Consider the following 20,399-nt stretch of genomic DNA (forward strand, 5'->3'; position numbering starts at 1 on the left):
GCGTCCACAGCGGCGCTGCCCCATGGCGGTGGTCGCAGCGGCACAGACTCCGACCAGGCCTACAACGGCAGGAACGGGCTGGGCCTGCCGTGCCAGGAGATACGCAGCGCGTCGCGGGCTCGGGTGGTGGCGACGAAGAGCTGGTTGCGGCTCTTCTTGAGCTCGCGTTCGTAGCGGTTGGGGTCGGTGGTTGCGTGCTGCTCGATGAGGGCGGTGCGGGGCAGGATGCCGTCGCTCGCGCCGATGACCGCGAGCTTCTGGTACTCAAGTCCCTTGAAGCGGTGCATCGTTCCGATGTGGACCTCGCCGCCGCCCTGCGGGCCTTCCTTGGTGAGGGTCGCTGTGGTGATGCCGTGCTTCGTCTCCAGGTCGGCGGCGACCCGGCCTGCCATGTCACCGTCGGCGACGCAGACGGCCATGGTGCCGCTCGGGTCGCGTACGGCGCCGTCTTTGCCCGGCTGGGTGATGTCCGCGCGCCACTGCTTGAGGGCCTCGGCAAGCTGAGTGATCTCGTCGGTCCAGTCGGCACAGGCGACATACTCGGGGGCTGGCCCGTGCAGCAGGGAGTGGTAGCCGTCGAGGGTGTCGGTTCCGTCGTCGAGGTCGTCATAGGTGCCCCCGCGGACGACCTTGGCGGCCTGGTCGAGGATCTCCTGGGTGGTGCGGTAGCTGAGCGTCAGCTTCGAGGAGCGGCCGCGGATGTTGATGCCGACAGTGGAGAGGGTGACTTGCCGGTCGTAGATCCGCTGGTGGGTGTCACTGGCGATGAACAGGTCGTCCGGGCCGGATGCGACCATGGCGCGCAGCATCTTCCAGTGGGCGGGGCTGAGGTCCTGGGCCTCGTCGACGACGATGTGGCGGTAGCGGTGACGCAGGTAGCGCATCGCGGAGCTGTTGTCGTCGAGGTGGGCCAGGTCACCGCCGCCGATGTCCGCCTTGCGCTCGGCCCGGATCTGGATCTTGCGGGCGCGTTCCATCTCGTAGCGGGCCGCACGTTCGGCGGCCTGGGCCCAGGTCTCCCGGCCCATGCCGTTGAGGCGCAGGGTGAACTGGTCGAGCAGCTTCCAGATGGCGGCGCGTTCGGGGCGGTTGAGGGCGCGGCCCATACCGGCACGACGGGCCTTGAAGTAGTCCTGACGGGTGCCTAGTGACTGGCCCAGGACGATCTGCTCCCATTCGTCGAAGAGGAATTCGGCATCCCAGCGCTGCTCATCATGTTCGAAGAGGACTTCTCGCAGCAGGTCCAGGGCCCGGTCGTCAGTGATCAGACTCCGCTGCGCGCCGGGCGCGGTGTTCTCGTTCAGGACGCTCTGGGCGAGCTGATCGATGTGCTTGATGTCGATCCGGCCGAGCAGCGCCGGGTCCATGAGCGAGGTGAGCCGGGAGCGCAGGTCGGCAGTGAGGTTCTTGGTGTACGTAGTCAGCAGGATCGGCTTACCGTGGCCGGGCGGCAGAGCTGCGGCGAGGCGGGCGACCCGGTGCAGGGCGACGATGGTCTTGCCAGTGCCGGGGCCGCCGCTGACCCGGCCGGGACCGCTGTAGTTCCGTTCGACGATCTTGCGCTGCGTGGGGTGGAGATAGACCTTCCAGGCACGGAAGTCGCCCTCGGCCAGCACGTTGCGGATGTCGTCGTCGACTGTGGTGACCGCGGTACGGGTGAGGGCCGCTGCCATGTCGTTCTCGAAGCCCGGTTCGAGCTCGGTGGAGGCAGGCTGGGTGATCTCACGCTCGACCTCGTCGACGGACATGCCGGAGCCGAGGCCGGTGAGGACCTCGGCGGTCAGGCGCGGGGCGCCGGCGATGAGCTGGTCGAGTTCCTCGTCGGTCGTGACGGCGAGGGCGGGGCCGATGAGGGCGTCGGCGACGCCGAGCCGACGCAGGTCCTCGGGCGTGCAGCCGACGAGGAGCGGTTCGGCGGGGGCGGCGGGTTGCTGTGTCACGCCGGGGGCCGGCGTGGACTCGGCCGGTGCGGTGGGCTCGTCCGGGGCCGGCGTGAGCTGGAGCCCCGCGCGCTGGAGGACACTCTGACCGACGACGCCGAGGTCAACGAACTCGATCTCGCCGGTGATCCGGTTGATGGCGACGGTGAGTTCTTCGTAGACGTCCTTGCGGTGGCGGACGGCGACGATCAGCCACTGCTGGACGCCATCGGCGCCGACGCCCGCCCGGGCCAGGAGCACCCGGTACGAACGGTCGATCTTGGCGCGGAAGATCCGGCCGTCGCCCTTGAGAGGGATGAGGTCGAGGCTGGGGTGATCGGGGTCGAGGCGGAACTGGTGGCAGAAGTCGTAGAACTTCGTCTTGACCGACGAGTCCATCTTGTAGAGCTCGTTTTCAGCCTTCTGGTAGAGGCTCAGGCGTGCGGTCATCGTGCGGCACTCTGTTCTTCGGAGTCGGGACGGGCGGTGGCGTCGGGGAGCACGGTCAGCAGAGCGTCGAGATCGGCGAGCCAGTCGTCGGCCGAGCGGATGGTGAACCCAGCGTCGCGGTAGGCGCTCCAGGTCTTGTCGTTCTCCTCGTCCTCCTGGTCGTACGGCTCGGCCATGACAGCGATGCGCGGATAGCCGTGGTCCCAGACGAAGTCGGCGAGCCAACCGCGTTCGCCGAGCTCGTAGCCGTAAGCGGGGGCTTTCTTGCCGCCGTCGGCCAAGGCGTGGGCGAGGCGGGTGAGGGGGGCGTCGGGTTCGTCCTCGTCGAGGTATTCGAGGACCTCCTGGTCCCACAGCAGATCCCGCACTGCTGCTTCGAGAGGAGTCTCGTTGGAGGCTTCCGCGGGTACGGGCTGCGGTGCGGGTGTGCCGGTGCCGTACCGCACGACGAGGGATTCGAGTTCACCGAGGCCGCCGAAGGCCTTGAGGACCGAGATGTCGAATCCGGCTGCGGTGGCTGTGGTGAGTTGGATGCCGTCGCCGCCGTCGTGGGCGAGGAACTGCAGGATGTTGGACCACTGGAGCCAGGCGCGCCAGCGCGCCTTGTGTTCGGGCGTGCCGAGCTGATCGGGTGCAGTGTCGTCGAGGCAGGCCAGTGCGGACCAGTGGCCGGTGGCGCCGTCGACGAGGAAGGCGACGGGGAGACCGGACTGGTCGCAGGTCTGAAACAGGTTGAGTGTGCCGGTGCCCTGGACGGGCGCGGGGTCGATGCCGTCGGTGCGGCCCCAGGCATCGAGGAGTCCGCTGAGCGTCTGGCGTGTCTGGTCGGGGGTGCCGTTGCCGACGAGGATCTCCTGGCCGGTCCCGAGGAGCCCGCCGACCATGGCTGATGCCCGCTTGCCCCAGGCCGCGTCGTCCGGGCTGCGCAGGTAGGCGAGGAGCATGGTCATCGGGTCGGTGAAGGTGGTGGTCGCGAGGTCGTCCCCGCCACGGTCGGCGTAGAGCTGTTTGGCGAGGTCCTGGGCGCTGCGCGGGTAGGGCGGCCACACCGGCTCGGCCGCCTCGCGCCCCGCGGCGGACTCGGCCGTGTTCGTCTGCCGCTCGAAGGCGTCGAGGTCGTCCCAGGTGAGCTGGAAGACGATTCGCCCCTCGGCCCGGAGCCGGTTGCGCTTGTCGGCGTCGCCTGCGAGCCGGTTGTGCCGGCGGGTGGCGTGGAAGCGGTATCCGTCGAGGTAGACGGTGATCTTCTGCTTGGGGCCGTCAACGCGTTCGAAGGTGAAGTCGGTACGGGTGTAACCCTCGTTGCGTTGCGCTGTCAGACGCCAGCCGTGCACGGTGCCGACCTCGTCGAGACGCAGGTAGGCGCTGTTGTCGCCGCTCTCCTCCAGCACGGCGTCGCCGCGCTGTCCGGCCCAACCGCGCAGGGCCTTGAGGAAGCGTGCCTCCAGGTCGGACTCGACCTGTCCGTCGAGACCGATCTGATCGGTGTTGCCGACCTTCTTGGTGTCCCAGGCGTCGGTGTCGGTGCCCAGGAGTTCGTCGAGGATCTCCAGGGCGGCCTGGCGGGAGACGCGCTCGATGTACTGCTCGTCGGCGTAGAGGTACAGACAGCGGTGGCAGGCCTGCCCGCCCTCCTCGTTGCAGGGGCACTCCACGAGCAGCCGGCGGGCGCCCTCGAGCACCTGACGGAAGGCGGCGGGGTCGGTGAGCCGGTCGAGGTAGCCGGTGCCGTGCGGGAGACGGTCGTACAGGACGAGGAAGTGCCGTTTCTCCGCGGTGTCGCGGTCCGGCATGGTGGCGAGCGTGGTGGCGAGGTGTTGAGGGTCGCCGCCGAAGGCGCCGTCCACGCCCAGGCGCAAAGCCGCCTGGAAGGAGTGGACCTTCTCCTCGACGAGGACGGTCGCGGCTGGCAGCAGGATGCGCAGTGCTTCGGTTTCCAGTTCGTGGGCGAGCAGGACCGGTTCCTGGGGTACGCCCTTCTTGCCGCGCCGCAGCGGGCACCAGGGGGTGTGGTGCTTGAGTTCGCGCTGGCGGTTGGCGGAGTTGTCGACGGCGTCCCGGTCGTCGTCGAAGACCGGCCGGCCGTCAGCGCTCGCGGCTCCGCAGGCGGTGCACACGTGGAAGGGGGCGATGCGCACCGGCTTTCCGGCGATCTGCTCGTTCTCCTGGGCGCCGATGCTGAGCGGTCCGGCGTTGATACGGCGGATGACGGCACGGCGGGTGTAGTCGACGCCGAAGATCTCTTTGGTGTGCCGCCAGGACTTGCCCACCGCGAAGTCCTTGGGGGCGATGTCGACCATGTCGACGACGGTGTAGAAGCGGCGGTCGCGGTCGTCGCTCTCGTCGCCGATCCTGGCATCCTCCCGCTTGTCACGGGCCGTCACGACGCTGGGCTGAACGATCTGCCACAGGCTACCGGAGTCGGCGATGCCCGCCTCCCCGCAGCGCGGGCAGGGCGTGATGTCGTTCTCGGCGTCCTCGGTGCGGACGTAGCCGCACGAGGGGCAGAAGCGCCAGTGGCGCCAGTCCTGGTCCCGGCCGGTGACGATGTCGATACCGGTGATCCGGTGCTTGTAGCCCTCGGCGTAGAACGTGTTGCCAGGGGCGAGTTCGGACAGGGCAAAGCCACGCGGGCGCCCGTAAGAGAACGACTTCGACTTGTAGCGGGGCCTGCCTTCGGGCGTGGTGCCCTCGGGCCAGAAGACGGTGGCGTCGAGAGTGGTCGAGGCGTCGATGAGGGCGTAATTGGGCAGCAGACCGAGGTCGCACAGCACCGTCTGGGCGGGCTGACGCTGCCGTGTGGCGCCCTGCTTGGAAATGGCACCCAGCTCGGCCTCCAACTCCGCCTTTGTGCTCGCCTGTTCGTCGTCGCCGTCCTTAAGCTCGTCGATCGCGGAACGGATCGTACGGATACGGGTGCGCAGCTTCTGGTTCTCGCGCTCCCACTCCCGCTCGGCCTTCTCGATCGCGCTGCGGATGCCACGGACCGCGTACTTCTCCAGCTCTTCCCGGGCGGTGCCGCTCACGCCAGTCGGGAACAGGGCGAGGAAGCCCGCGACGAGTTCCTCGCCGTGGGCGAGGGCGGCGTCGGTGAAGTCGGCGAGATAGCCGGAGGGACCGAAGAGCTCGTCGACCCGGCGTGACAGCGCGGCCAGCGGCCTGCCGTCCTCGCGCAGCAGCCGACCGCGCGCCGCGAGATCCAAGAGGTGGGCGGTGTACTGACGGCGCAGGATCTCGATGGCCGACAGATACGAGCCCGGCGGCACGATCCGCCCGTCGATCATGTCCCGAGGCCGGTCGAGGAAGTACAGGTCGCGCCGCTTGCGGTCGGGAATGGTCAGCAGGAAGGCGTTGCCAGTACGGCGTCCGGCCCGGCCCGCCTGCTGGGCATAGTTGGCCGGCCGGCGCGGCAGGGCGCCGAGGACGACGGCGGACAGGTCGCCGATGTCGATGCCCATCTCCAGGGTGGGCGTGCAGGACAGCACATTGGGATCGTTGAATCCCTCGCCATTACGGAAGGCGTCCTCGACCCGTTCGCGTTTGCCGCGAGAGAGCAGACCGGTGTGCTCGGCGGTGATGACCTGGTAGGTGCCGGCTCGTCGGTACAGGCTGCGGTAGTAGTCGTCGCGGTAATCCCGGTCCCGGTCGTGCCGGTCCACGGTCTCCAGCCACCGATCACCAGCGACCAGCCGCCCCTTCGCACAGCGATACGCCTGGCAAGGCTGCCCGTGATACTGCGCCAGCAGCGAGGGATGGACAGTCTGCTCCCAGAAACACTTCGGGCAGCGCACATACGCCTCGTTGACCTGGGCATCGGTCAGCAACTGCAACCGGACGGCGCCCGGCTGAAGGCCGTACAGACGGGCGGCCGAGTCGCTCGGGGTACGCGCGGCGAGCAGCCCGGCGTCGGTGAGCTGCGGCAGCAGCCGCACCCAGAACTCGTCGGCCTGCTCTCGCGTCATGTCGAGGCAGCGCTGCGCCCAGGTCTGATACCAGGACAGACGTCCGGCGGCGAAGTCGAACTCGCTGCTCGGCTTGGGCCGCGCCAGCAGGAAGGTCGGCGCGGACACCCCCTTGGGGAAGGCCTTCATGCCGCGCGGGCGACCGCCCCAGATGAAGTAACGGCTGGTACCCGCCTCGTCGAGGAACTTCTCCAGCCACCGGTGCCCGACCGCCCCCCGCGTACGCAGCCGCTCCAACAAGCCGCGCAGGAACGCCAGATAGCGGGCATCGTCGTGTTCGGTGAGCGTCAACCCGCGGTGGACGGCCTCCTCATGAGCGGCGCGCACGAGCGCCACTGCCGCCTGCTCGTCGGGGATGTCCACCCAGGCGGCTGCGGTACGGGTCAGTTCGAGGGTACGGCCGTTGCGGGAGCGATGGCCGAACTCCATCACGGCCTCGAACGCGAACCGTTCACCGATCAGATCCCAGGTCTTCCGGTCCCCGCCCCGCCCCGCGCCCGACAGCAGACGCGCCACACCCGTGTCGTCGTGCAGGTCCGGCGGGACGACGGCGGCGAGTGTCTCACGGTCGGTGGTGGCCGCGACGACGTCGGCGACGAGGTCGTTGAGCGCGCTGGGCCGCTGCTCGCTCAGGTGCTTTGTAAACAGGGCCCGCAAGGAGAAGGTGTACGAGCGGGAGGCGACGAATCCGGCGCGGTGCGCGGCGTCCTGCACCGAGTCGTTGAACATCAGCGTCTTCGTCTCACGCTGCTTCTTGTCCATCTCCCCGCTGGTGAACAGCTGGGTGACGGAGGCAGCGGCGAGAGCGGCGGCACCCGTACCGACGAAGCGGATCGCGTTGTGCGTGCCACAGGCCGGGCACCAGTCGTCCTTGGCGGCGCGCTCCGCCGTGTCGCCAAGCTGCACGAGGACGAAGGCGGAGTCGGGGCCAGCAGGAGCCGGGTTACCCTCGTCGTCGTAGTCGCCCTGGGGATTGGGAAGACGCAGACGCTGGGATAGACCATCGAGCACCATGAGCACGCCCGGGCCGCCGGTGGTCAGCGACCTCTGCGCCGCCGGGTCCATTGCGGTACGACCGTTGCCCTCACGTGCCTCGTTGTCGGTGGCCGCCACGAGGGTGCGCACCTTGGCCTTCTCGGCGGTGACGGTGGCTCGGCGGATCTTGTGGGCCTCGAAGTTCAGCTCCTCGAAGTCCGACTCGGGGGCGAGGACCGACCATCCGGAACGCCCGCACTCGCGGCAGTACACCGCGGGCAGGAAGATCTTGGTGTCGCGGGAGGTGGTCGTGTTGGGCGTCGTACGCGACTGGTTCTGTACCCCGGCCGTATCCCACGTGAACTCGGCCTTCGGCCACGGCAGTACGCCACGCAGCATGCGGGTGACGGATCGCGCCCACTGGTGAACCTCGACCTGGACGAAGGGGCGGCCGAGCTCGGCCGGCGCGTCCGGGTCGCGCGCCACGGACAGCAGGGCCACGAAGCGGGCGAGTGCCAGCGCGGCGATCTGTGGCCGCGTCGTGATCGCCTCGTCCCAGCTCTTCGCCCCACTGCGGCGCATCACGTCGAGCACCTCGTCGTAGGTGCGCACCGTGCCGTCGAAGGCGTTCAGGACTGCGTAGGTGAGCCGGTTGCGCTTGAGCGCGGCACCGAGGGCGACCGGGTCGGTGATCCGGCTTCCGGTGACGGCCTCGGCGAGGTCCGCGAGCTGTTCTGGGCCGGACGCCGGGTCCGGCAGGGCGGTAAGTGTCTCGGGGGGCGTGGCCTGGCCGGGAAGGAATCGCGCGTCCGGGATCGACTCGTCCTCGCCGAGGATGAATTCGTCGACCGTCAGCCGGTCCTCGCCGACGATCGAGTCCTCGGTGAACTCCGTGCCGAAGATGTTGGTGGCCACGGAGAGGAGTTGGCGTACCCCATCCTCATCGCTGCCGGAGGCGAGGGTCGCGGAGGTGGCGACGGGGGTGATCGAGCCGAGCGGCTTGCCAGGCTGGTTGGCATCGACGGCGATGGCGAGGCGGCGCAGCAGCATGGCAACGTCGGTGCCCTGCGCGCCATCGTACGTGTGGAACTCGTCGACAACCACATAGCGGATGTCGCTGGCGTCCCACAACGGCGCGTCGGCGGCACGCTGCAGGAGCAGGTCGAGCATCTTGTAGTTGGTGATCAGGATGTCCGGCGGGGACAGCTGCATGTCCTGGCGGCGGGTGTAGACCCGGTCGTAGTGCGTCGCCGCCTTCTCCCCGATGTACAGGCCGGCGCGCACGCCGCTCAGCTCGTCGTAGTCGGTGAGGAGTCCGTTGATACGGGCCGCCTGGTCGGTGGCCAGGGCGTTCATCGGATAGAGGAAGACCGCCTTGACCCCGTTGTTCCCGGCCCCGCGTTCGCGGGCGCAGTGATCGAGCACGGGGTAGAGGAACGACTCAGTCTTGCCGGAGCCGGTGCCTGTGGTGACGAGGGTGGGATGGGGTGTGTGGCCGTCCTTCGAGGTGAGCCGGGCGAAGGCGCGGGCTTGGTGCGCGTACGGAGTCCAGCCGTCGGTTCGTACCCAGTCCAGGTGCTGCTGCCAGCCGTCGCCGGCCGGGGTGAAGGGGGTACGCAGGCGGAGGTACGGGCCGCGGAACATGCCCGTCGTCTCGTCCCCGAGGAAGGCGTTCAGGGCCTTCCGGGCGCCTTCGTCCGCGAGGCCGTACGTCGTGGACAGGTACTGGAGCAGGCTCTCCTTGAGTCCCTGTGCTTCGAGGGTGGGCCTCACGGGGTCGGGACCTCCATCTTCTCCGGGTCCCAGAGACCCTTCGCTACGGCTTCGTCGAGGCGCTTCTTGAAGTAGGCGTGGGCTTCACGCATTTCGCGCTCGCGGTCGGCCTTGTAGAAGGGAGGGGTGTAGCCGTCGGGGACAGGGGCGGTCTCGGGGGCCTTCTGGTACGCGTCGAACTGGGTGGCGTGTTCTTTGGTTTGCCCGAAGCCATAGGTGTGGTGGGAACTGGCGATCTTCCGCTCCGTACTGTCAAACCAGGTCGCACGGTCGAAGTCCTGCATGATTCCGTAACGGGCCCGGTACATGGCAATGAGCGTGTCCACGTCGATGCCGAGCCAGACGGCGACGAGCGCGTCAATTTCGACGAGCGCCGCGCGGCGGGCGTATTCGGTACGCAGGGGGGTGTTGCGCTGCCAGGTGGGGGTGACCTGGTGCAACTCAGTCTTCAAGTTGGGCCACTTGACCGCCCAGAGCTCGTAGCCTGGCCACATGGGATCGTAGAGCTCCGCCCAGAGGTCGGCGTAGGCGGTGGTCAGGGCGTTGAGGCGGAGGGTGCGGAGGAGGAGAGCGGGGGCCAAGGGGTGATCCCCTTGAGGGACAGGCAAGATCTTGGCCTGACTCTCATGCAAATGCTTCCATGCGAGTGTTCGCAAGAAGTAGTCGATCGGCAGTCCTGACCAAAACCCACCAATGAGCATTGAGTGTCGCGGCGACGACACTACGGCACTACGAATCCCTCCGACGTGAGCTACCTCACGCGGCAGCAGTGACGTATACAAAGCACGCTCGGTATCCGGAGCAATTTGATTCCGCCATGCCCAGCGGAAAAGCCCAGTGTATGGCTTGCTGGACTTGACCATCAGGAACTTATCGATCTGCTCATCCTTGACCTCTTCCGGCCTTATGTTGCGCTGCTGCGCCACCGCCAGCCTTGCCCGCTCCCGCTCTTCCTCCGACACGAGCAGCGCCTCGTACTTCTCCCAATCGGTCCACCTGTCCTGCTCGCCCAGGAACACGTCACGCGGAGCCACGCGCCGGTATTCCGACTCTGGCGCAGCGTCGTCTGCAAGCAACTTGGGGTCCAGGCCACGCTTTTCCCCGCTGCCCTGGCTGGGCTGCTTGAACAATGGGTTGGCCACGCCGATCTGCGGCCCCTTGAGGATGACGTCGCTCCACGACCGCGCGTGGTAGTCGCTCTGACCGTCCACGCCCGTGTTGTAATCGAGAAGCCTCTGATTCCTAGCGGGGCCGAACTGCGCTTTCTTGGCGGCACCTTCGTCGAATCCAATGAAAATATCCGGATTCAATGCAACAAGACGCAGAGGGAAGCAGCCCAGCGCGTCGATCGCCGGGTCTTCTGCCGTACTCACCGGCGCGAGCAGACGTGTGTGTTCCAACGGCCCTTCATCCCCCGCAAGCCGACGCCACCGCCGCAGGGTATCCGAGTTGACACGGATCAAGCGCCTTGGGTGTGGGCGCTCGTCCCAGTCTCCTTGATATTTCACGCCGGGGGCGTTGTCGTCATCACTCGCAGTAAAGGACAGGCGCAAGGTGTCCGCCGAATACAGGGTGGACAAACTCATGAAATCGATCTCTCGCGGATCGCCGTAAACGTGGACTCCAAATTCAGCCGAATGCCCAACCGGGTCCGGAAATAGTCTGAGCTGGTTGACAAACCCTCCATGCACCCGCAGCCGGCGATACGCCGCCGCGCGGAGTGCCGCCTCCGCATCCCCCCGGAAGTGAGTGTCGGGGTGCACCATCCCGGCTGTCCCTCCACGCCCGGCGTGATCCCATACCTCGCACATGAACGCCCGATACAAATCCGGCTTGGTCCCCGAAACCAGCGGATAGACAGTTGGCGCCGACAGGAAGCTCGCCGACGTCACCGTATTCGTGGCCTCGCCGAGCAGGTATGCCTGCACCTCCTCGCGCGCGAGTTCAGCTTCCCGACGTCGATTCTTCTCCTCCGCCTTGGGCTTCTCCGTGAGCATGAACCACGGCTCATACTCGGCAAGGGCCGGGTTCTCCTTCCACTCCGGTCGCACCCACGGCGGGTTACCTACCTGCAGGTCGAATCCGCCTGCCTCGCCGTTGAAGACGCTCGCAAAGTCCAATTCCCAGTGCAGGAAACCCTGTTCCTCTGCAATGTCGCGGACCACCCGCATCCACGGATACCGCGTCTCGACCGCCTTACGGGCATCGTCCATGCCCATCTCGGCCTGGATCAGGTCTTCGAGAGCCTTCAGCTCCGTGAGGGAGTCGACAGTCGTGGCAAGGGTGTTCTCCGGGACCGGCCCCGTGCCCACCATGGACTCCAGGAAGGCGATCCAGTCGTCCACGTCCGCGAGCGGGATGATGTCGCGGCGGCGTACCGGCCCGCCAGCCTTCTTTGGCGCGGAGGAGGTACGCGCCTTCTTGACCTCCTTCTTCTCCACGAGCCCGTCGCCGCCTCCGTCCTCACCCAAGGACATCTGGTCACCGTCCAAGGCAAACAGCAGTCGGCTCTCAATGAATTGTGGCGCGGGCGTGGGCTCGGGCACAGGCATCTCGATCTCAACGGCCGGCCCGGTCACCGACGACAACAGCGCATCCAGGTCGGCCCCGGCCTGCGCCGTCACCACCGGCGCCGTGGCGTACTCCGCGTCGGTGCCGTCCAGCAGCCCTACCTTCTCCAGCGGCCAGAACCACAGCGCGCACCACGCATCCATGACCTGCTTTAGCCGCCAGTACGGGGAGCCCTCCGCCTCGAAGAGGTCCTTGAAGACCTGCTCCTTGGTCAGCGGCAGGCTCCGGTCCGGGTTCTGCTTGTCGCGGCGCAGGAAGGCGTACTCCTCAGCGTCCTCCTCAAGATCGGCCCCCCACACATCGATGGTGCGGGCGATCTCTCGCTCGCTCAGTTCCATGCGCTTAGCGACGAGCTTCCACAAGAACTCCACGCGTTGGGCCGCAGCCTGCAGCCGGGCGAGCTGGCTGCCCCTGCCGCCCGTCGTCTTGGGCTTGGTCTGGACGCCCTTCTTCCACGCCTTCAGCTGCTCCACCTGTGCCCCGGCGAGCTGCTCGACCAGCTTCTTCGCGTCGCCGCTCGCCCCCGCGACCGCACCCCAGCCGGGCGTGGGCAGGAGGAACTGGTGCACGGCCCCCTCCGGCAGCAGCTGCTCCGCGCCGTCCTCGGTCGCCCGAAACGGCAGCCTGGTCGGCGTCTGCGCGCCGATGGTCCGCTCCTTCTTAATGCGCTCGGCGTCGTAAATCCAACGTCGCGCGCCGATAAGGGAGTTGCCGCGTCGCAGGTGGAGCCCGAACCAAGGGGCGCGCATGCCGGGATGCATGGTGTTGAGCCACAGCGACACCTCCGCCAGCTCCACACCTGTCGCGTTCAAGTCGATCCCATACGCGTTGTGGAGGGCGATGTACGCCTTCACCTTCTGCTCGGCATCGAGCGCCTTCGAGGTGTCCAGGCTCACACCTAGCTCATCCTGACGGCGCCTCAGGTACTCCTTGGCAACCTGGTTGATCGCCTCGTTGAGGAACGCGCCGGAGCCGAGGGCCGGTTCGCAGATCGTGTAGCGCAGGAGCTCGCTGGCGCGGGTCTGGATTGTGTTGCCGTCAGCGTCCTTCTCCTGGTCGAGGCGGTGCTTGAGGGCAAGCTCGACGGTGACCTTGGTGAGGGACTCGGGGGTGTAGTACGAGGCGGACGTCTCGCGGTCACGGCCGGCCAGTCGGTAGACGAAGGTGCCCTTGGCGTACTTCTTGGGGCCGCGCAGACCGTATTGTTCGGCGTCCTGTGCGGAGTACACGACGTGCGTGTTCTCCGGGTAGTGCTTCAGCCGCTCGGCGGGGATGAGCCACGAGCCCTTCTCCGGGTCGCCGTATTGCTTATCGCCCTTCTTCGCACCGGGCTTGGCGACCTCGGCCAGCTCGTCCTTGGCGATGATGCCGGTGTAGGACATCAGGCCCTCGTAGACTGCGCCGAGCTGGTTGATGCCGAGGTTGCGGTAGGAGATGAAGCCGCCCTGTCTGCCCTTCTGACCAGCCTCCTTCATGGTCAACAGACGCAGCACCTGGTGCAACGCCTCGTTGCGCAGTCGCAGGTCCAGCCACCGCGGCTGCTCGTCGCCATCCTCGTCCCATCGAGGGTGGAGGATGCGGCGGCCGATGAGGGTGATCGCCTTGGGGTCGAACAGCTCGCTGCGCAGCGGCTCGAAGCGCAGTCCGCGAAGCTCGCTGCGTTCCTCGGTCGGCTTGTCGTCGTCTGCTTCGGTGCCGTGCGGGCGGTGGCCGTAGTTGACTTTGTTGAAGAGGACATCGAGGGAGGCGTAGAGGTGGAAGCCGTTCCGGCTGTCCTCCTCGACCAGCTTTCGCTCGCGCGCCACCAGTTCGCGCAGCCGGGCGATCGAGTACCCGGTCTGGTACGTCGAGTCGTCGGCGGGGAGGATGCCCAGCTCGGGGCGGGCCTCCGCGTAGAGGAGGAAGAGGATGCGGTAGAGATAGCGCAGCGATTCACGGGTGAGCTGCTTGGCGAACGGGCCCTTCTTGAGGTCCTCGATCTCCCGCGGCTCGACCTCCGCCTCGCGCAGGCGGGCAAGTACCTCGTTCGCGATGATCTCGACCGAGTGCTGAAGTCCTCTGCGTAGCTCGGAGTTGACGCCGACGGCGTTGTCACGGGAGGCCTTGAGCAGGTCGTCGAGGCGTCGGCCCTTGCCGTCCGGGCGCGGCGCGAGCATGTCGTGGGAGAAGAGGGCAGCGAGGAGGGCGAGTTCGCCGGCTTTCGCCGTGTCGTTGCGGGCGAGGGCCGCGTCCAGACTGGCGGCAAGATAGCGGCCTTCGGCCCAGGCTCCCCGGTCGGCGAGGACGAGCACGCCTCCGCAGAGCAGCACGATAAAGCGGGGCGCATCGCCGCCCAGCTCGTGCAGTTCGCTCTGAAAGAGCCAGCCTGCCAGCTTCTCACCGACTTCGAGGAGGCCGTCGGTGGTCTTGAGGGGGTGGAGGAGCTGACCGGCCTCGTCCAGGTCAAGGGCGTCGTCGAGCTTGGCGGTCCAGCCGCAGTCGAGGGCGATGATGCCGTCTCCGTGCCAGGCGACCTGGAGTTCGTACTCCTTGCCCGCGTTGTGCACGGTGATCGGCTCGGGCCGGTCACCGCCGTAACCGAGGGCCTTGAGGACGGCGGTGTGCCAGGTGGTGAGGTGCTCGGCCCACTCGCCCGTGGGGTCGTCGTACGTGCTGCCGAGTTCTTCCTGCTGGGCACGGGAGGCCAGGAAGGGGCGCACGGTGGCCAGGTACTCACCGCGGAGCCGGGGGAGCAGTTCGCGCGGAGTGGGCTGCGGGTCGTGGGGGTCGGTCTCGCGGCTGGTCCACAGGGTGAACAGGCCCTCGTCGCCCGCTTTGCTCTTCTTGAGGGTGGTTTCCAGTTCCTCGCTGAAGTAGTGGGCGGAGAGGTATTCGCCGCGGTTGGCGAAGGAGTCGTAGGTGTAGCTCATCGTGCGGACTCCTCGGCGTGTGTGGCGGAGACGGTGGTGGGGTGGAGGGGTTCGAGGACGCCGAGGACCCGCAGCATCGGGTCGCCGTCGGTCCGCAGACGGCGCACGAGGTCGCGGCGGCGCTTGGCGGTGTCGTACACCTGCTTGCGGCGACGCTCTTGGTTGCCTACGACGATCAGGGCTCCCTGCTCCCAGACCTGCACCCGATCCTCGTACGGGGCCAGGTAAGAGTCGACCTGCTTGTCGTAGTCGGCGCGGCGTTCACGCAGGTGGGTCTCGGCCGCGTCGACGGCCGCGGGGACGAGTTCCTGGAGGAGGTCGGGGTCAACGGGCTGGGCGCGGCCGGGCATGTTGGGTCCCACGCCGCAAGCGGCGAGGAACGCCGAGTCCATGCGCCACACGCGAGCGGTGGCCGCGGCGAGGCCGGTGACGGCCATCCACTCCACGACCGTCGGCTTGCCCGCCGCGTTGGAGTAGACGCCCTGGAGGAGGTAGACCGGGCCGGTGAGGGCCGCGGGCAGAGCGGCGTCGATCCGCTTGGCCTTGGCTACGTCTGGCTGGTAGGCGAGGACGAACGCCTCGTCGTACTTGAGCTTGGCGAGGACCTTGTCCGTCACCCAGTCGAGCACGGGGTGGATGTCGGAAACGTAGGAGACATTGGGCCACTGGGACGTGGGCTCGTCGGTCTTGCCCTGCTTGGCGTTGCGGGCGGCCTCCAGCCGGTCGGCGGCGTACTGCTTGTCGAAGGTGATGCGCAGCGTGCCGTCGTACTTGGGCGTCGTGAGGATCTTCTCCTGCTCCAGATACGACTTCGGCAGCTCCCGGAAGCGGTACTGCAGGTCATCGGGCGGGGTGAACTCGATGCGGCCACCCGCCGTCTCCGGCTTCCAGTCGAGGGCCTCGCGCTCGGCCTGCGGGTAGATGAGGTCCACGGCGGTGTGGAAATACGCCTTGGTGTCGGCGAAGACGTGGGGTACGTCGGCCTCGGGCACCGCAGCCGTGCCGAGAGTGGTCGGAGCGACCGTCGGGTCGGAGAGCCGGGCGTTGGCGCCGGCGAGGAGCCCCGCCAGGACACCGCCGGACTCCTGCTGGGACTGCTTGATGGAGCGTTCGACGGTGCCGCCCTTGATGAGGTCGCGGGTGAGACGGTCCTCTTCCTTCTTGTGGTCGTAGAGACCGGTGACAGCCTCGGCGCTGCCCTCACCGGTCTCGATCTCGTGCGCCTGCTCCTCGCGGCGCAGCAGACGGGCGCCGACGAGCCGGTCGTCGAGCGTGAGCATCTCCCCGCTCTCCTCGTCGCGCCGCCAGGGCACGTCGGCGGTGAGGATGAGCGCGCGGAACTCAGGGCTGACCGCCTGCCCGTAGCGGTCGATACGTCCGTTGCGCTGCTCGATGCGGATGAGGGACCAGGGCAGGTCGTAGTGGATGAGGTCGTGGCACTGGTGGTGCAAGTTGACGCCCTCGGAGGCGATGTCACCGGTGAACAGCAGCCGCACCGGCTCCTCGCGCCGGCCGAAACGGTCGACGATCTCCCGCTGTTGCTGCTCGTTGGTGGTGTCGCCGTGCATGACCTCGACGACGCCGTCATACGCCTTCCACGGACGCGACGTGTCGGGCTTGGCTAGGTTCTTCATCTTGAAGCCGAGCCGGGCCGGGACCTCCTCGGCCAGCCAGTCCAGGGTGTCGACGCGCTCGGAGAAGATCACGACGCGCCGCTCGGCTGCAGGGCCAACCTTGAGGTCTTTGAGGATGCGTACGAGTGCGTCGAGCTTGGCGGAGTCCTGGTCGGTGAAGTCCGCGACCAGCGCCTCCAGTTCCGCAAGGGCCTTGCTCTCGGCGGCGAGAGCGGCGCGCCGTTCGGGGGTGTCGGGCGCGGTCTTGGCCTTGCCCTTCGCCGTGACGCTCTTCGGGTTGTCCAGGTAGGCACGGCGGTTGGCCAGGGTTTCCCGCAGGGCAACGTGGGAGGAGAGGAACGCCTTCAGGAAGTTGTAGCCGACCAGGGGATCGGCGCAGACCGACGAACGGTTCGGGTCGCCCGGCGTCCATTCGTTCGCGAGCTTCTCCAGGACGGCGACCTCCTTCGGCGTCGCCGGAGCCGGCTCCGGCAGGGAGTCGCCGCGTTCGGCCCAGGGCTTGTTCTTGAGGCCGTCGCGCACCTCACGGTCGGTCTTGGTGCGCCTGATGTAGAGGTGGTCGAGGTCGGCGACCTTGTAGTTCTTGGGGTCGGCGATCGCCGCCGGGTCGAGCATCCGGATCAGCTCGGCGAATGATTCGGCGTCGCCGTTGTGGGGAGTGGCGGAGGCCAGGATCAGCGCATCGGTCTGCTCGGCGAGGCGGCGGGCGAGGCGGTTGTTGCGGGTGCCCTTGTTCACGAGGTTGTGCGACTCGTCGATGACCACCGCGTCCCAGGTGATGTTCTCCAGGTGATGGGCGTACGTCGCCGACTTGAGGGTGTCGACGGACACGATGACGCGCTTGAAGTGGGCGAACGGGTTCCGGCCCGCTGGAATCTCCTGCTGGATGCGCTGAATGCCGGTGGAGTCCAGGCGTACCAACGGCAGGGCGAAGCGAGTCCACAGCTCGCGCTGGAACTGCTCCAGCACATGGGCGGGCGTGACCACGAGGATGCGCTCCCCGCGCCCGCGCCGGATCAGCTCCGCGAGTGTGATGCCGATCTCCAGCGTCTTACCCAGCCCGACCACGTCGGCGATCAGCAGCCGGGGCTGCGGGTTGCGCATGGACAGCGCCAGCTCAGCGGGGCGCAGCTGGTGCTCCTGCCGGTCCATGAGGAAGGAGTCAGCAAGCGCGATGCCGTGCTCGGTCTGCGGCAACGCGGTCTTGCGGATCACCGCCTCCAGGTACAGGCGGGCCTTGGCGTGCCTGGAGGTGTCGTCGGGCACGAGCCGAGTCTTACGCGGATCGAGTACGTCGATCTGATCAAGGCCGGAGTAGAACACCGCATCTGTGCCCCGGACGAACGAGGACACCCCGCTGACCTCGACCATCAGTCCGTCGCGGGACTCGTCGACGGACTTCACGAGCCACTGCTCGTGGCGGATGCGCACCTGGGCGCCGGGCGCGAAGGTCGGCTTCGCACCGGCCGGGTACGCTGACCTCGCCGCATCGGCGTCGCGCGCCTCAGGAACCTCGGGCTGCATCGCCGTGGTCACGTGGTGCTCCTCTTTGGACTGTGTGCTCGTGATGTGCGGTGTGCTCGTGCCGCCCTTTGGATCGCCCCAGACCGGTCGCGTCAGCGAAAGACCGGAAGAGCAGTTCAACGCTTCGACCAGGCGAGTGCCGGGCCCATCGCGTACCGCTTGCGTAGCTCGTCGGCAACCCGCCGGGAAGCGGGGGGACGGCCCCTTTGTGGCGTGGGTTCAGCCGCGTTTCCGCTCCCAGGCTCGGGCTTCCGCACAGGCGGGGGCGAGGTCTCCACGCCGTTCTCGACATCGCTCTCGGCCGGGGTGTCCGGACCGGATGCAACGTCGGAGGGCGGCGCTGGGATGTTCTCCGTCGGCGACGGCGACTCTTCGCGCAGCTGCCTCTCAAGCGAGTCGAGCCGGTCCAGCATGGGCGTGTCAGGCTGGGGCAGCACCATCGTGGGATGGTCCTTCGGCGTCGTCTCCTGGATCAGAGCGCGCCGTGCCCGAGCCGGACTCGTACCCAGCAGACGCATCAGATCGGCACATTGACGGGTCACCTCCTCTAGGGAGGGGCGGTCCTCCGCCTTGTGCGCCAGCATGGCCAACACGACGGGGGCCAGTTCATCGGGCAGCCCGGACAGATCGGGGCCGATCTCGGCGTTGACCACCTGCGCGGCGACCGCCTCCCACCGGGCTCCGTCGTACGGGTAGTGTCCGGTCGCTGCGTATAGAAGTACGGTGCCCAGGCCGTACACGTCAGCAGCCTGTGTCACCTCCAGTTCACCCAGGGCCTGCTCAGGCGGCATGCAGCGAACTGTGCCGATGACCACACCGGCTTGGGTGAGCGACCCCTTGGACGCCCCGACGAAGGCACCGAGACCGAAGTCGATGATCACCGGACCGAAGTCTCCGAGAATGACGTTCTGCGCCTTCAGGTCACGGTGTACCAGGCCCGCGGCATGCACGGCGGCAAGCCCTTCGGCCAACAGTGCGCCAAGGCTCGCCACGAGTGGCGTAGACAGCGGACCTTGGTCCTTCACGACATCGGAGAGCGGGCGACCGGGAACGTAGTCCATGGCCAGCCAGGGCTGCTCGGCGAACGGGTCCGCCTCAATGAAACGGGCCACACGACCCGTGCCCGAGATCGTACGCGCGATCGTCGCCTCGCGTTCGAACCGGGCGCGCGTGTGCGGATCCGTACGGTCGGGCCGGATCACCTTCACGGCGACCGGTTCACCCGCGACCGAGTAGCCGAGGTATACCTCCCCCATCCCGCCCGCACCGAGCCGCCGCTCGACGAGGTACGGACCGATACGCGACGGCAGAGACGCGCCGCTCACCGCACACCCCCTGACTCCCGCAGCGAAAGCACACACTCGCTCGGCGCATGCCCCCGCTCCGCCATAGAAGAAGCAAAGCACGAGGCGCATGGACACCGACGAATCACCGCTACAGCCTACTGATCGGCATCCCACGGGAGGAAGTGATCACATCGGACCGGGAGCAGCTTCCGGGTCCTATGTCCTGAATCAGGACACTATGTGTGCGGCTCGGCGATCTCAGGGAATGTCACCCCGGTCCGTCCAGGCTCAGCAGCAGGCCCCACAGACCTACGCGTGACTGTCCTCAGTGCAGGCCCAGCGGACGATGCAAGCTCACAGCCCGATCGGAATAGCCACGGGCCCGGTTTCCATTGCTTCTCCTGTAGGGATCGCGCGGAGGGGGACGCTGGTGACCGACCTGAAGCTGTTCCGGCTGGATACCGATGGCCAGGACGTCGAGCTGCGGGGCTCGACGGTTGCGCTGGAGGTAGAGCTGCAGCGGCGGGTCGAGGCAGGCATGGAGGCCATGCTCGGCATCCGCTTCCTGGCGTCGGAGTACCCGACGGGGCCTTGGCACCGGGGCCGGATCGACTCGCTCGGCCTGGACGAGAACGGCACACCTGCGCTGATCGAATACAAAAAGGGCGCCGACAGCGGTGTCCTGTCGCAGGCTGTCTCCTACCTATCTTGGTTGGACTCCGCGCGACACGAGTTCGAGGCACTGGTCAAGGAGAAGCTGGGCTCCGAGGTCGCCGAGTCGATCGACTGGCGGAATCCTCGGATGGTCTGCATCGCCGCTGGCTTCTCGCACCACGACCGAGTCGCGGTGCACCGTCTGCGCGAGCGGATCGACCTGGTGCGCTACCGCGTCTTCGAGGGTGGGCTGCTGAGCCTGCTACTGATCGAGTCCACGCCCGGATCTACGAGACCGATATCGGATCGGCGCCAGCGCCGCGAGCGGGAGGTCACGGCTGGTGCCGCAGGTGCGATTCCTGGCTGCCTGCAGAACCTATACGGCGAGCTGGACGAGGCCCTCACCGCCTGGGGCCAGGTCGAGGTGGCTCAGCTTCGGCACTACATCGCCTACCGCCGAATGGTGAACGTCGCCTCCGTCATCTTCCGCCCGAAGCACGAAGCGATCCTGGTCTACCTCAAGATCGACCCGGACACGGTCGAGCTGGAGGACGGTTTCTCCCGCGACATGCGTGGCATCGGTCACCTCGGGACGGGCGACCTAGAGGTCCGGATCGCCTCGGCGGCCGACCTGGAGAAAGCGGGGCCGCTGATCCGGCAGGCGTTCGAGGCTGCGTGACAAGAGGAAGGGCGGCTGGCACATCGGCGTCTCGATGCTCCAGCCGCCCTCTGGCGTCTGCGG

6 protein-coding genes are annotated in these 20,399 nt (G+C 67.6%); 1 reads left to right on the top strand and 5 read right to left on the bottom strand.

Annotated elements, in window-relative coordinates:
- Nucleotides 1–59 precede the first annotated feature (59 nt).
- The 5 genes from AC4OXY_RS13780 to AC4OXY_RS13800 all read right to left on the bottom strand — a co-directional run bounded on the left by AC4OXY_RS13780 (nt 60) and on the right by AC4OXY_RS13800 (nt 19,042).
- Nucleotides 60–2,369, bottom strand: a complete 2,310-nt coding sequence (locus AC4OXY_RS13780) for a UvrD-helicase domain-containing protein (protein WP_362616765.1) — start codon at nt 2,367–2,369, stop codon at nt 60–62.
- Nucleotides 2,366–9,079 (bottom strand): DEAD/DEAH box helicase, encoded by a 6,714-nt coding sequence (locus AC4OXY_RS13785; RefSeq protein ID WP_362616767.1) that lies wholly within the window; start codon nt 9,077–9,079, stop codon nt 2,366–2,368. The genes AC4OXY_RS13780 and AC4OXY_RS13785 overlap by 4 nt, the downstream gene beginning before the upstream one ends.
- Entirely contained in the window at nt 9,076–14,559 is a 5,484-nt protein-coding gene (locus AC4OXY_RS13790) for a hypothetical protein (RefSeq protein WP_362616769.1), read from the bottom strand. The genes AC4OXY_RS13785 and AC4OXY_RS13790 overlap by 4 nt, the downstream gene beginning before the upstream one ends.
- Nucleotides 14,556–17,729 carry a DEAD/DEAH box helicase gene (locus tag AC4OXY_RS13795; protein ID WP_491993993.1) on the bottom strand — a complete coding sequence of 1,058 codons (3,174 nt, stop codon included), beginning with the start codon at nt 17,727–17,729 and terminating at the stop codon, nt 14,556–14,558. Before AC4OXY_RS13795 ends, AC4OXY_RS13790 begins: the two co-directional genes overlap by 4 nt.
- Before the next feature lie 104 nt (nt 17,730–17,833).
- A complete protein-coding gene (locus AC4OXY_RS13800) occupies nt 17,834–19,042 on the bottom strand; it encodes a serine/threonine-protein kinase (protein ID WP_362616773.1) in 1,209 nt (402 codons plus the stop codon).
- 391 nt (nt 19,043–19,433) lie between these two features.
- On the opposite strand from AC4OXY_RS13800, the gene AC4OXY_RS13805 reads away from it, so the two are divergent.
- Complete coding sequence (locus AC4OXY_RS13805; protein ID WP_491993994.1) at nt 19,434–20,336, top strand: DUF5655 domain-containing protein; 903 nt, start codon at nt 19,434–19,436, stop codon at nt 20,334–20,336.
- Nucleotides 20,337–20,399: the final 63 nt, after the last annotated feature.

The organism is Streptomyces sp. HUAS MG56 (assembly GCF_058673395.1).